The organism is Sulfurospirillum sp. E15m (assembly GCF_059415145.1).
In genome coordinates this window covers 675,075-688,293 of record NZ_JCAHZS010000001.1, presented here as the reverse complement: position 1 = coordinate 688,293, position 13,219 = coordinate 675,075, and the positions used below count along the sequence as shown (strand labels likewise).

14 protein-coding genes are annotated in these 13,219 nt (G+C 40.0%); 5 read left to right on the top strand and 9 right to left on the bottom strand.

From position 1 onward, the window contains the following. The first annotated feature begins 7 nt into the window (after positions 1-7). Genes AC5SLP_RS03445 through AC5SLP_RS03435 form a run of 3 tightly spaced genes read left to right on the top strand, consistent with a single transcriptional unit; the run spans position 8 to position 1,704 of the window. The gene (locus AC5SLP_RS03445) at positions 8-355 is read left to right on the top strand and encodes a CidA/LrgA family protein (protein WP_495253727.1); all 348 of its coding nucleotides are present in this window, start codon (positions 8-10) and stop codon (positions 353-355) included. Continuing rightward, the gene (locus tag AC5SLP_RS03440; RefSeq protein WP_495253726.1) at positions 352-1,062 is read left to right on the top strand and encodes an LrgB family protein; all 711 of its coding nucleotides are present in this window, start codon (positions 352-354) and stop codon (positions 1,060-1,062) included. The genes AC5SLP_RS03445 and AC5SLP_RS03440 overlap by 4 nt, the downstream gene beginning before the upstream one ends. 12 nt (positions 1,063-1,074) lie before the next feature. Then, positions 1,075-1,704 carry a LysE family translocator gene (locus AC5SLP_RS03435; RefSeq protein ID WP_495253725.1) on the top strand — a complete coding sequence of 210 codons (630 nt, stop codon included), beginning with the start codon at positions 1,075-1,077 and terminating at the stop codon, positions 1,702-1,704. A 7-nt stretch (positions 1,705-1,711) separates the two neighbouring features. On the opposite strand, the gene AC5SLP_RS03430 is transcribed toward AC5SLP_RS03435, so the two are convergent. The 9 genes from AC5SLP_RS03430 to AC5SLP_RS03390 form a co-directional block, all read right to left on the bottom strand. Beyond that, positions 1,712-2,278 (bottom strand): RBBP9/YdeN family alpha/beta hydrolase, encoded by a 567-nt coding sequence (locus AC5SLP_RS03430; protein ID WP_495253724.1) that lies wholly within the window; start codon positions 2,276-2,278, stop codon positions 1,712-1,714. 53 nt (positions 2,279-2,331) lie between these two features. Further along, positions 2,332-3,708, bottom strand: coding sequence for a type IV pili methyl-accepting chemotaxis transducer N-terminal domain-containing protein (locus AC5SLP_RS03425; protein ID WP_495253723.1), 1,377 nt, complete (start codon positions 3,706-3,708; stop codon positions 2,332-2,334). A 6-nt stretch (positions 3,709-3,714) separates the two neighbouring features. Next, on the bottom strand, positions 3,715-4,380 hold the full coding sequence (locus AC5SLP_RS03420; protein ID WP_495253722.1) for a Crp/Fnr family transcriptional regulator: 666 nt from the start codon (positions 4,378-4,380) through the stop codon (positions 3,715-3,717). A 16-nt stretch (positions 4,381-4,396) separates the two neighbouring features. After that, complete coding sequence (locus tag AC5SLP_RS03415; protein WP_495253721.1) at positions 4,397-5,047, bottom strand: hypothetical protein; 651 nt, start codon at positions 5,045-5,047, stop codon at positions 4,397-4,399. After that, entirely contained in the window at positions 5,044-7,425 is a 2,382-nt protein-coding gene (locus tag AC5SLP_RS03410) for a cytochrome c biogenesis protein (RefSeq protein ID WP_495253720.1), read from the bottom strand. Before AC5SLP_RS03410 ends, AC5SLP_RS03415 begins: the two co-directional genes overlap by 4 nt. Positions 7,426-7,534: 109 nt before the next feature. Next, on the bottom strand, positions 7,535-9,058 hold the full coding sequence (nrfA, locus tag AC5SLP_RS03405) for an ammonia-forming cytochrome c nitrite reductase (RefSeq protein ID WP_495253719.1): 1,524 nt from the start codon (positions 9,056-9,058) through the stop codon (positions 7,535-7,537). Positions 9,059-9,152: 94 nt separating this feature from the next. Continuing rightward, a complete protein-coding gene (nrfH, locus tag AC5SLP_RS03400) occupies positions 9,153-9,686 on the bottom strand; it encodes a cytochrome c nitrite reductase small subunit (protein ID WP_495253718.1) in 534 nt (177 codons plus the stop codon). 261 nt (positions 9,687-9,947) lie between these two features. Beyond that, positions 9,948-10,586 carry a Crp/Fnr family transcriptional regulator gene (locus tag AC5SLP_RS03395; RefSeq protein WP_495253717.1) on the bottom strand — a complete coding sequence of 213 codons (639 nt, stop codon included), beginning with the start codon at positions 10,584-10,586 and terminating at the stop codon, positions 9,948-9,950. 93 nt (positions 10,587-10,679) lie between these two features. After that, the gene (locus AC5SLP_RS03390; RefSeq protein ID WP_495253716.1) at positions 10,680-11,099 is read right to left on the bottom strand and encodes a tetratricopeptide repeat protein; all 420 of its coding nucleotides are present in this window, start codon (positions 11,097-11,099) and stop codon (positions 10,680-10,682) included. 257 nt (positions 11,100-11,356) lie between these two features. Here AC5SLP_RS03390 and AC5SLP_RS03385 point away from each other — a divergent pair, with 257 nt between their 5' ends. After that, entirely contained in the window at positions 11,357-12,514 is a 1,158-nt protein-coding gene (locus tag AC5SLP_RS03385; RefSeq protein ID WP_495253715.1) for a sensor histidine kinase, read from the top strand. After that, positions 12,507-13,190 carry a response regulator gene (locus AC5SLP_RS03380; protein ID WP_495253714.1) on the top strand — a complete coding sequence of 228 codons (684 nt, stop codon included), beginning with the start codon at positions 12,507-12,509 and terminating at the stop codon, positions 13,188-13,190. Before AC5SLP_RS03385 ends, AC5SLP_RS03380 begins: the two co-directional genes overlap by 8 nt. Positions 13,191-13,219: the final 29 nt, after the last annotated feature.

Genomic DNA, 13,219 nt, shown 5'->3' with positions numbered 1-13,219 from the left:
GAACGCCATGTTACACGGTATTTTAACCCTTTTACTCTTCCAATTTACAGGAGAGTGCATCAGCAAACTTTTTGAGCTTAAAATCCCAGGCCCTATCATCGGTATGGTTTTACTCTTACTTTTCTTAGTCATACGAAAGGGAAGCTTTCATGCGTTAGACAATGCCGTTTTTTGGCTGTTGCGCTATTTGCCGCTGTTTATTATCCCTGCGGCGGCGGGCATTATCACACAGGTTGAGACGATTTCAAACGAGCTGTTTGCCATTCTGGCTTCCTTGATTGTGGGAACCTTTTTGTCGCTCGCGTTTAGTGTAAAACTGATGGATATTTTAATTTCAAAAAAGGAAGAGCGATGAATGTCGATGCACTCATTGCGTATATCACCAGCACCCCTTTAACGTGGATTATCATCACGATGAGCGCTTATAAAGTGGGCATTCTCATTTACGAAAAAACGGGCAAACACGCGTTATTACAGCCTATTGTTATCGCGTATGTTATCATGCTTCCCATTCTCATTATCGCGCAAATTCCTTATAAACAGTATTTTGAATCGGTAAGCATTTTGCATTTTTTTCTAGGACCGGCTACGGTAGCACTTGCCCTTCCCTTGTACAAAAACCTCAAACTGATTCGCGCGTACTTTCTGCCCATTCTCATCACTCTTTTTGCCGGTGGAATTTTTACCATTTTAAGTGCGTTGGGTATTTTATGGCTTTTGGGTGCTTCAAAAATTACGATGCTCTCGATGACCACCAAGTCAGTCACTGCGCCCATTACGCTGATTACCGCGCATGACATTGGAGCCAATGCCGCTTTAGCCATAGGGTTTGTTGTTATCACAGGACTTTTGGGCGCACTCTTTGGCACGTACGTGTTTAAACTGCTTCGCATCAAACACGATGCCGCCAAAGGCTTTGCACTCGGACTCATCTCGCACGCCGTAGGAACAGCAAGAGCCTTTGAAATCAGCGAAAATGCCGCAGCGTTTTCCGCGTTAGCGATGGGTTTGGTGGGCATGTGTATCGCTGTCTTACTGCCCATTGTGATTGGACTTTTATAAAAAGGAGTCATCATGTTAGGGACACATGACCTTTGGCTTTTTATACTTTCAGGCTTACTTTTAAACATCACACCGGGCGTTGATACGCTTTATATTGTTGGAAAGTCAAGTACACAAGGCTTTCGCGCGGGATTTTTTGCGGCGCTTGGTATTGGAGCTGGCTGTTTGGTGCATATCTTTGCGACAACGATTGGACTTTCAGCTCTGCTCGCAACCTCGGCAATGGCATTTAGCATCATTAAAAGCATAGGTGCATGTTATTTGATTTACATCGGTATGACGATACTTCGCTCGACGCAAACCCCTTTACATGTAAAAACAAAAACTACCCATCAAACACTCAAAGCTATTTTTTGGCAAGGGTTTTTGACCAATGTTCTAAACCCAAAAGTAGCACTTTTTTTCCTCGCTTTTTTACCGCAGTTTGTCGATACCACCGCTGCGAATAAAGCACTCAGCATGCTCTTTTTAGGCATTGTATTTGACATCAATGGCACTATCTGGAATATCATCGTTGCATGGATGTCTATGGCATTGATTTCAAAATTACAAACGCATCATACCTTCACATGTTGGTTCAACAGAAGTATTGGCGCACTCTTTTTAATGCTTGGTATCAAACTTTTATACGAAGAAGTATGATGTTCTGCTACTTTTTTGCGAGCATTGTTTTTAGAATTTCGTACAGTTCTGGGAACATTTCAAACCCCTCAATGCCTAAAAAATGACCGCCGTGAGGAATTTCAAGTAAGACAGCATCTAATTTTGCGCACAACGCTTTACTGACAAAAGGCGGGACATACATGTCGTTATCGGAGAGGATGACATGCTTTTGAAGGATATTGCGAGAAAGTCTTGCGTAAGAGAGCGAAACATCGACAAAAGCATCAAGATTTGGAAAGACTTCGAGGGGTTTATCAAAAGGGGAAACTAAAATCATTCCGCCCAAAGAGAAGCTCTCTTTGATGCTATCTAAGTGACGCAAAAGTGCGATACAACCTAAGCTATGCGCGATGACAAACGTCTCTTTATCGGGGACGCCTATCTCTTTTTGAATGAGAGCGAGCCATGCATCAACACTCGGAGTTTCCGGTGTCGGCATAGGAAGAATCTCTATATTCATACCATGAACAATGCTCATTTTATCGTGAAGCCACGGAAACCAATGGTCGTGTACAGAAGCAAAATAACCATGAATAATATAAATCTTTTTCATATACGCCTCTTTATTCTTTCAAGGCATGATACACTAAGAGTTTAAATAAATTGTTACGCTTCTTTCTTCTCATTTGTCTGTGCACTCTCAACCATACCGTTCAAACTTTTTTTGAGTTTTTGAAGCATTTTATTGACATGAATAAGGTTTTCAGCCGACTGTATCGCGATATCTTCGGTGGCATTGACGTTTTTGTCAAACTGTTTTTTTGCCGTTTCATCAATGCCCATATCTTCGATGGCATCTTCGACTTCTTCAGCGATTTGTTGCAATTGGGAAATGGCATTTTCCGCTTTTTTGAGCGCATCTTCGGAGTCTTTCATCGCATTATTGACCTTATGGACAAACTGCGAAATATGCGAAGAGGCCTCTTTAAGTTCGTCTTCACTGCCATCGGCTAAGATAACAGGTTGCCGTGTCATCGCGCTAATGTCACCGTGTGCTAACTCTTTGGCTTTTTGCACAAAATTTTCAAGGTGTTCGATAATCTCTTTGCTCATCACAAACGCATACAAGATGATGACAAGACCGATGATAAGCGCGATGTATTGAAATTTGAGAAACATATCGTTTTTATGTTCGCTGTGGTCGGTATAGAGCCAAACGGCTTCATCCATTGCATTGAGAAGTTGAATATTTTTCTCGTAGATAAACGCCATGTGCTTGTTGATTTCGCCTTCCATCGCCAATAATCTATCAAGATACAGCGTATAATCTTCCCAATACGTATTGGTCTCTTTGACAATCGCGTACACTTCGGGTGAATTTTTGACCGCTGGGTCGCTTAAAAACCCTTTGAGTGTTTTGTCATAGAGCGCTTTTGCATCGTTGTAAACGAGCAAATCTTGCCCGCTTGCCGTACGTAAATAACGGCTAATGTACAGCCCCATACGTTGTGAAAGCATGCGTTGGCGACCTGAAAGGTCGATGTGGACATTGCTGAGATTGGCTTTGACCATACGTTGCACGATGGTATCGGAGAGAACGAGCAATTTTTCAATGCGCCCTGTTAAAACTTCCATATCGGGGCGCACCACTTCGATGCCCTCTTTGAGCTGTTCGATTTCACTTTTAAACGGCTTCCAATAGCCCATGACCTCTTCAAGTTTAGCTTGAATTTTTTCATTTTGAGGTGCGTAGATACCTTTGGCATCATTGCCATACAGTAAATCATTGAGGCTGTTTTCAAACAAACTTACAGCACTGTTGAGCTCACGAAAATCATCGGTATGGCGATGCACAATGAAAAAGACCTCTTTACTCATTTTTTGAGAGAGCATCCGCTGTTTACCGGCGATATTGATAATATACGAATCTTTTTTACTCATCTGGTTCATCATTACGGTCAAAGAGATAATAAAAATAATGACAAACGAGAGCAATCCCCCTGCCAGTTTCATTTTGGTGCTAATAGCGGTTGGTTTAATCATAACTTCCTACTCATAAATATCTTTTAATTCTTGGACATTCAAGACGACAACGCTGTTCTTGTCAATTTCAATCGTTCCATTACGGGTGAGCTTGTTCAAAATACGAGAAAGGGTTTCAGGTTGAATGTGCAACATATAGGCAATTTCATGCTTTTTGAGATTATTAAACGTCTCAAGTTCATTGACCAACATATGCGCCACTTTTGCCGTACCATCAAACACAACATCACGGCTGATGATACACTGCATCTGCTGAATCATTTTAAAGGACTCTTGTAAAATCATCGTCATCAAACGATGGTTCGTGTAAATCATCTTGCGAAAAGGTTCGCTTTGGATGGATAAAACCGTACTGTCTTCTAAAAATTCGGCATTGGCATAACAACTAATGAAAAAACTATCGACCAGTTTGGAGACATTAAAGATGAGTGAGCTTGAGTAGAGTTTATACAAGAAGATTTCGTTATCAAAACGATCAACTTTATAAAATTTAACCGAACCGTTGATGATATAATAAATCGCATCTTTGGTGTCTTTCTCGTAAAAAAGCACGTCACCTCGTTTGTGATATTTCACACTGCTAAACGAGGCAATCGTCTCAATATCCGTTTCCTCTAGGGATTCAAATAAAGGCAATGAGGAGACTAAAGCACGATGCTCATTATAAGCCATAGACACTCTTTAAGATTTATTTTGCAAACGTTGTATTCTCAACAATGATTGCGTAAATATACCCCGAACCGAAATTTTTGTCAATGCTCACAACACCTGTTGCGGTGACGATATCTCCGACCTTTGGGAGTTCCGTAGAAGTAAAGACAATACGTCCAACTTCGTTACCCTCCCCTGTACCATCTTGCAAGTGTATCCAGTTGCGTTTCATGATATTGGAAGAAGCTTTAACGACTTTTGCGCGAATCGTAATCGTTTTGCCATTGAGGGAGGTTCGTTTATCAAGTACTTCTTTGATGCTCATTGTACCTGCTTGTTGATAAGGCGATTTTTCTACATGCTCAGTAATAAATGCCAATTTTCCTTTTTCGCTGACGTTGGTGCGGTATTGTAAATTAGATGCAAAAACAAGCTCATCAAATGTGCGGTTGAGCGCTTTACTCTCAAAGTTTTTCGCACGCAACTCTTCGGTAAAACGCACTTGTGTCCCCTTTTCAAGAGAGACGCTTTCAACAGCTATCCAATATTTTTTCTTAGCATCTTCGATTTGCAAATACGAATAACCGCCTCCTTGTAAAGTATCGACGACAACTCCTTCGTAGATGTCGCCTGCATGCAGTGAAAGACTGCACAGTAATGTGGCTAAAAAAGCTAAAATTTTTCTCATTTTTCTTCCTTTAAATGTTTATTGCGATAGGAAACAACGATAAGGGCGCTCACGATAAACGTGCAAACATACACCCACGTTGGGATAGGCACAGGGTCACCCGTAGCGTAGGAGTGCTTGCCTGCTAAATAAAAATTGACTCCAAAATAGGTCATGAGGATGGAGGCAAAGCCTAACAAGGAAAGCACGGCAAAAAGATAGTGCGAGTAGAGCTTTGGCAAAAGCCTTACATGTAAAACAATGGTGTACACAATGATGGAGATATACGCCCAAGTCTCTTTAGGGTCCCATCCCCAATACCTTCCCCACGATTCGTTCGCCCATACGCCACCTAAAAAGTTTCCAATGACCAAAAGACACAGACCGATTATCAGCGTGATTTCGTTAATGATGGTAAGATGTTTGATGGTGGCTACGATGCGCGGTGAGGTTTTACATGTAAAAAGAATAAGCGTAAAAAACCCTAGCGCACAGCCGAGGGCTAAAAAGCCATAACTTGCCGTGATGATAGAAACATGCACCGAAAGCCAAAACGATTTTAACACAGGCACAAGATTGGTAATCTCTGGGTCAATGTGCCCTAGATGTGCTGTGAACATAAAAATGCCCGCCATCATCACCGAACCTGCAAGCGCAAAGAGAGAACGTCTTAAAAAGAGCATGCTAAAGAGCAAACACGACCACGCGATGTAGATGATGGACTCATACGTATCGCTTAAAGGAGCGTGTGCGCTGACATACCACCTAAGCGCAAGCCCAAACGTATGCACGATAAAAAGGGCTGTCACCATAAAAAAGAGTACACGCTCCATCGTGCGAGATGAAGTGTAAGGTGCTTTAAAAACGCGTCCAAAAGCAACCATCAACAGGACCCCACCCAAAAGCATGTATACCACCGTCAAGCGCTCAAAAATCATCGCTTTGTTGTACCAAATTTCTACATTGATATGCGTAGAAGAAGGCATGACATCGCTTCCATATTTGCTTTGAAAATCGCTAAATGTTTTTACATGTAAAAGGGCTTTGGTGTAGTCTCTTGCGAATAAAGCGTCCATAAACGCTGTTGCACTTTCTTGTAACGTTTCTGATTCTGGCACATGAATGGATGAGAACATCTGCTCAAAGGCAACCCACGTATGGTGGGTATCTTCTGGTAAAGGGAAAATTTTAAACAACACCCCTTGATAAAGCATAAACGCGATGCTCAGACGCTCATCGACTTTAATGAGGTCATTTTCAAAAGTACCTCTGAGTGCAGGTCTGGTTGCTAACGCTTTTTGCAGGTCTGCTTCTAATTTATAGCGATGTCCCTCAAAAAAATCATCGAACGATGCTAGTTTTTGCGTGCTTTCTATTCCGATTAGCGTTCTTAGTCTTGGGGTTTTTGTTTGAATCATCGGCAATTTTTTCCACAAAGTCGGATGTGAAAGCATGCCTAGCGCAATTTGAGTGGGAGTCATCTCATACAAAGTGCTTTTTCCGCTGAGTTTATACAGCACTTCTTGACTTAACGTATCAAAAGGTTTCATGCGCCCCATACGTGATTGAACCACCAAATGCCCAAAGGCATCAGCAACCTCAACGCTTTTGGTTTGATGCTCATGCAGATACTCTTTGACATACGTACTCGCACTCCATAAAGGAGCTTGTGTAAAGAGTAATACCAAAAGGACTAACGTGCTGTTTCGTGCGTGATGAATCAGTTTTCTAAAGCGTGATTTTGGGTCAAACAAATTTAAAATAAGTCCCAAAAACAGTAAGGCATACCCCACATAAGTCACCTCAACGCCGGGGTCTTTGGTTACGGAGAGAATGGTTCCTTTTTCATCAGGGTCATAAAATGTTTGAAAAAATTTATACCCTTTATACACGAGCGTATGGTTCATCGAAATCACATAATGCGTATTTTTGTCACCATCTAGTACCGTCACATCGCTTTCATAAGCAGATGGGGCATGCGAGCCGTAATAGCGTTGCATTTCAAAATGGTTGAGTTTTACAGCAAAAGGAAGTTTAATCTCTTCGTTTTTATCATTCGAAAAAATGGAGCTGCTTATCGCATTTTCTCTGATTTTCATCACCCCTTCAATGCCAAAGTATCGTGTAAGTCCTGAGCCAATTAAGATGAGTATCAAAGCGCCATGAAACGTAAATTTGCTGATATGTGTGAGATACATGCGGGTTTTATAAAGGACGAATGCGATATTTAAAGCGCCCAAGCATAAAAGAAGTTCATACCACCATGTGTTATACACATACGCCCTTGCGGTTGCTGTGCCAAAGTCATTTTCAACAAATGTTGCAACAGCCGCACCTAAAGCTAAGGCCATTAAAAGAAAGAGCATCGTTTTATAGGAGCTAAAAATCTTGAATAACACGTCTTTCCTTTGTGAAGTCATATGCCATACTAAAGATGCTAGTCATTTAGAGTATTTAGTATAACATAGATGAGATGACAAGGAAGATGACTCTTCCTTGTCATAAGCATTACTTTTTAAAGTATGAAGATTTGCTATCAACAGAAGGATCAAGGGATACAGAGTTTACAGAAATTCTGCCTTTAGCAGCTGCCTCTTTTTTCCACTCTTTCTCTAGGGTTTCTTTAAATTTCAACTTCTCGGCAACCAATGCTTGAAGATTGACTTTTGCAAGACCTTGTGCTTTGACTTTGGTATCAAAATCTGGAGCCATATAATCCATAACACCGTGTTTTGCAAGTACGCTTACAAGCTTAATACGTGCTTGTTGTGCTTGGTCATTTGCAGAACCTAAGATACGTAATGTCTCTTCTGGCGCATGGAAGAAGTTACCATGTGATGCAATCGCCATATCGCCTCTCCATTGTGCATGACGAATGAAGGTACGAATCTCTTTAAGTTCAGCATCACTTGCACCCGCTTCCATCGCACGACCCGTTTCAATGTGCGCTTTTGCGATGTTATCAAACGCGATGTCCATCAAGAAATCTTTACGTACCATTTTTTGATGTACGATGTCTTTGAGTTTTTGCTCACTCTCTCTATGGCAGTTCATACAGCTTTTATCCATTGTTTTAAGAGGACTTTGAACTTGGTGGTCAGAGTACTTAACAGAACCTTCTTGGGTATAAGGCATGTGACAATCCGCACATGAAACACCTTTTTGACCGTGAATACCTGTTCTAAAGAACTCATATCCTGGATGTTGCGCTTTGAGCATTGGCGTTTTAGAGATGCTGTTGGTCCAATCTGAGAAGTTAATATCATCATAATATTTTTCCATGCCCTCAACCGTCAAACCATTTGCCCATGGAAGGGTTACAACACCTGCTGTTTTTTTATTGCCTTGTGCATCGGTCCACTCTGTCTTTTTGAAATAGTACTCAACGTGACATTGTGCACAAACAAGGGAGCGTTTCTCTTGGTGTGTTGATTCTTCAAATGTTTTAAGACCTGCTGCTTTAAGTGCACGGTCTAAATGAGGAACACGAACTTGAAGTTGCGCTGTTTTGTCATCATGACAGTTCGCACAGCCGATAGGATTAACGATTTGTGAACCGTATTTTGCCCATTTGCCTGTAAAAAATTCCAATTCGCCGTCTTCTTCAATCAAACGAGGAACATCAGGAGATTTACATGTCCAACATGCTGTTGGCATAGGTCCGCTTTTCGCATCGGTTGGCGCACCGGTACGAAGAGAGTTGATATTGTCTTGTAATGCATAGTAGTGTCCGCGTGGCGCGTTGTAATCTTTAGCAAAACCGTAACCTGCCCAAGCAATGACTAAATACGGTTTTTTATCTAACATATCAACGATTGCGTCGCTCTCTTTGGTTTTTTTCCAAGAGTCATACTGGCGTGGATAATACTTTGCCCACTCCTCATTTTTTGCTTTTCCCTCAATACCCGCTTGGCTTGGAGCTTTCGCTAATTCAACGCGTTCTTTTTCTTTTTCAGAAATGTTATTCGCTAATAATGCCATTGCACCGATAGCTATCAATGAACCAGCAAGTAGCAATTTGAACTTCATCATTATTTCTCCTTTTCTATATTTTACACGCTTCAAAAGCAAAGCTCTTGAAACTACGCTGCGCTATGCGCTAAAGCTTGCCTTAATAAGGCAGAATTTACTTCACTTCTTTAACGCCTAGGTTATTTGGAGTGGTGGTCAAACCTCTCACTTTACCATGGGGCACACCTTTATGACATTCCCAGCATCGTCTTCCCGTTGCTACACTCGGATCGTCATATTTATGATTAGCGTCGGCATTTTTAACCATTTGAGAGGTTAAACTCGCATGACACGAAATACAATTCTCCTGTACTCTCCTTGCACCATCGTCACTGATTTTAATCGCATTTTTATACGTATTGAACGTAAACGCAACCGTATGGTTAAAACCATCTTTTGCTTTTGCGATGTATTTATTTACCATGTTATCCCGTGGTAAGTGACAATCGACACATCCAACATCTCTGGCATGAGAACTGTGTTGCCATGTTGCATATTGCGTATTCATGACGTGACAGTTGATACAGGCCTTTGGATCATGGGAGAGATACGACAGCGCTTTTGAGATATGCACCATATAGGCAAAAAACCCTATGGCTATCACAAAAACTGTGAGCGCACCGTATTTTAGGAATTTACTATTTTTCACATTCCCTCCTTCATAGAGTTTTCATGAGACAACTCATGAGCGCTCTTATGTTCTTCATCGTTTTACATGTAAAACAACAACGCCGCATTATGACCGCAAGAACACGATAAATGGTATCGTGAACCTAAAGACGCTCAACCTCCTATTATTAATTTAGCTTTAATCCAATAAAATAATAAAAGTTAATAGGAATTGTATAAAGAAAGGCGAAAAAAAACCTTGACTTATGTCAATAAAAAGTAAATGATGTATCGAAAAAAGTTATAACATCTCTTCGAGTTTGCTCTTATCTAAAACTTTGATATGATGATTTTCATCAAGTTCGATAAATCCTGAAGACTTGAATTTGCTGAGGGTGCGGGAAAGTGTTTCGGGTGTCAGATTTAAAATAGACGCAACTTGCGTATTTTTAAGTGTTCGAAAAAGGTCTGCATTTTCTAAAATAAATTTAGCGACTTTAGCATCTGCGGTTAAAATAACCTCTTTTTGAATCACGTCAATGAGGATTTTGTGTTTGGCAATGAGGCTTTTGATAATCTCAAAGGAGATTTCGGGGTTTTTGAAAAAATCGTGTTCCAATGCTTGATAATCTATGCGCAACACTTCACTGTCGCTCATAAACTCAGCCGTTGCAGGATAAGGGATATTTTCAAAATTGGCAAGTTCTGCAACCAAACCACCCGGATAGAACTGATGCAAAAAGATTTGCTGTCCTTTATGGTTGGTTTTATACACTTTGAGTGTACCTTGGAGAAGCACATAAAGATAGACAGGCTCATCACCTTCATAAAAAAGAATCTCTTTGGCTTTGAACTTTTTAATGACCGAAATTTTTTTAAGTTTTTCAAGCTGTTCATCCGTCAGTTTTGAAAAACAAGAAACATTTCTAATTCTATCCATGAACTCATCCTTACGTTACAGTTACGCCTATCGTAACCAAATAAGAATTAGAGATTCTTTAGAAGCGGCAAGAAAGAGTTGTCATTAAAGATACTACGCTGGGCACATCGCTTTTTTTGCCATCTTCATCCATGCGATGGCTTTATAAGGGCTGTGCATATGAAGCAAGATAGTACTACCGTTACGCCACGTTTCATAATCGGTAGGCTCAATCGTCACAACCATCGCAAACCATTTAAGGGCCTCGTGTAGCCGTTCACTCTGCATATACAATTCCCCCAACTCGCGCATGCTTTTGACATGCTCTTGATTGATCAAAAGCGCATTTTTAAAACGCTCTTCGGCATAGTGATACATATTGAGTTTTTTCTCAATTCTACCCCATTGATAAAAAACTTCACATTCTAAACAAAACAAAGACTGGTTTTCTAAAATTTTATTGCGCATCAAAACCAAGGTATCATGATTTGACGCTTCAATATTCAAGTCTAAAATTTCAGCCACTGTCATCATCTTTAAATCCTTACATGTAAACGTTAAGCGTTAATCAACTAAACCTATTTATAAAAAGTACTCTCTAGCACATATTTTCCCTTGAACGATAGGAAAGCGTGAAGCATAGTCACAGTGTTAAAAGTAGGTAGTGTGCATCCGTTTTTTCATTAATCTAAATTTTTTCTTGCGGTCAGTATATAAATCAAAAACCACGTTCTGGTCACAGAGTAAGAAAATTTTAGGAGTTTAAGTGAAAACGTGCTACATTTATTTTCATGAAAAAAACATCACCATTGCCGTTAGATACGGACATTCAGAGGGCAACAAAAGGGAGACGAAAAAAAATTATTTGGATCATCCATATCGTATGCTTTTGTATCTTTTGTTTTCATCTTGGTTTGGATCTATCTAATCATGATTATCAAATCATGCCATTGACATCCGTGATGCTTTTGACGATTGTTCTCTCTTTTTTCCTCTTATATCGAAAAGGAAAATACAACTACGCTTCATACACCATGGGGTTTGTTCTGTGCATTGAAACAGTATCGGCGATCTTTATCTATCGCTTTGATGATTACATACCTGCATTTTTATTTCCATTAATATTAGGCATTTTTTCTCTTTTTAGCTGGAAAAAAGGAATCGTATTTAGCGTCATTATGATTGCGGTGATAGGACTTTTGCTTCTGTATTATCAAGACGCGTTGCAAACCAGCGTTTTTTTGCATACGCCTGCTGCTATTATCAATTTTATATCGGTTTTTGTGATTGTCATCATTTTTGCTTTATATTATGAAATTACGCGCATTGATACCTATAGAGAATTGATTAACGCCAACTATCAAAAAGACTTACTTTATTATGAAGTACAGCACCGTGTCAAAAACAACCTCAACATCGTCTCTTCTATGCTCGCTATCCAAGCGGAAAAAGAGGATCAGAAAGTACGGGATATTATTGAAGTTAGCAAAAGCAGAATCGATGCGATGGCGATGGTACATTCGATGCTCTACGTTTCACACAATCTTGAAAAAATCAACGCCAAACAGTTTATTGAAAAGCTGTATCGAAACCTTCAAAACACACTGAGCGAACACATCAAAATTTGCTTTAAAGCCGATGCGATAGAACTCTCTTTAAATGAAATCATCCCGATTGGGTTAATTATCAATGAGCTTGTCGTCAATAGCTTCAAATACGCATTTACAAATGAAAAAAATCCAAAAATTATCATTGTTTTAAAAAATCGCGGCAATACTGTTTTACTGACCTATTTTGACAATGGTCGAGGCTATGATGCGACGATGAAACGAAACTTCGGTTTGCAATTGATTGACTTGAACATCAAACAGCTCAAAGGAACTTTGAAAGTTTTTTACAACTGTGGATTATGCTATCACATCACTTACAAAAGAGATGCCCATGTATAAAATTTTGATTGTAGAAGATGAATATATTGCGGCGGAATACCTCAAATTAATCGTTGAAAAACAAGGGTGGGAGGTGATTCAAAGTGTTGATAACGGTATCGATGCTTTGGAGAGTGTTCGCCTGTATGACCCTGATTTAGTTTTACTCGATATTATGATTAAAGGGTCCATGAGCGGTTGTGAAGTTGCTATGCATCTTCGTACACTCAGTGACTGCGCCATTATTTTTACCACTGCGTATGCGGATGATGAGATGATAGGGTATGCGATGGATGCCAAAGCAGACGGATATATCATCAAACCCTATAATGAACGTGAAATCATTGCTGCTATCTCACTTTTAAATGCAAAAAGAAGCCCTCTTCCCAATACAAAAATCAGTAAAATTATCGGTGGATTTTGTTTTAATCATGAAACCCATTTACTCCACAAATACGGTGAAATTATTAAGATGAGCCCCAATGCGTTAAAGCTCATTCAAATGCTTTGCGAACATAGGCATCATTGTGTCAGCTACGAACAACTCTACACAGCACTTTGGGACGATGAACGCCTCAATCTGAAAAAATTACAAATGGTTATCTACCGTATCAGGGAAATCTGTGGCATTGATTTTTTTGAAAATATTAACGGTGTGGGGTACAAAATCAAAATGGATTATACCGCGTCACGCTAACCAAACTGCTACACCAACTTTTACATGTA

Bases quoted from the DNA above. Each gene is read 5' to 3' on its own strand.
- AC5SLP_RS03415 (WP_495253721.1), bottom strand. From the start codon at position 5,047: ATGAGAAAAATTTTAGCTTTTTTAGCCACATTACTGTGCAGTCTTTCA.
- AC5SLP_RS03390 (WP_495253716.1), bottom strand. From the start codon at position 11,099: ATGATGACAGTGGCTGAAATTTTAGACTTGAATATTGAAGCGTCAAAT.
- AC5SLP_RS03425 (WP_495253723.1), bottom strand. From the start codon at position 3,708: ATGATTAAACCAACCGCTATTAGCACCAAAATGAAACTGGCAGGGGGA.
- AC5SLP_RS03385 (WP_495253715.1), top strand. From the start codon at position 11,357: ATGAAAAAAACATCACCATTGCCGTTAGATACGGACATTCAGAGGGCA.
- AC5SLP_RS03430 (WP_495253724.1), bottom strand. From the start codon at position 2,278: ATGAAAAAGATTTATATTATTCATGGTTATTTTGCTTCTGTACACGAC.
- nrfA (WP_495253719.1), bottom strand. From the start codon at position 9,058: ATGATGAAGTTCAAATTGCTACTTGCTGGTTCATTGATAGCTATCGGT.
- AC5SLP_RS03395 (WP_495253717.1), bottom strand. From the start codon at position 10,586: ATGGATAGAATTAGAAATGTTTCTTGTTTTTCAAAACTGACGGATGAA.
- AC5SLP_RS03420 (WP_495253722.1), bottom strand. From the start codon at position 4,380: ATGGCTTATAATGAGCATCGTGCTTTAGTCTCCTCATTGCCTTTATTT.
- AC5SLP_RS03440 (WP_495253726.1), top strand. From the start codon at position 352: ATGAATGTCGATGCACTCATTGCGTATATCACCAGCACCCCTTTAACG.
- AC5SLP_RS03445 (WP_495253727.1), top strand. From the start codon at position 8: ATGTTACACGGTATTTTAACCCTTTTACTCTTCCAATTTACAGGAGAG.
- AC5SLP_RS03380 (WP_495253714.1), top strand. From the start codon at position 12,507: ATGTATAAAATTTTGATTGTAGAAGATGAATATATTGCGGCGGAATAC.
- AC5SLP_RS03435 (WP_495253725.1), top strand. From the start codon at position 1,075: ATGTTAGGGACACATGACCTTTGGCTTTTTATACTTTCAGGCTTACTT.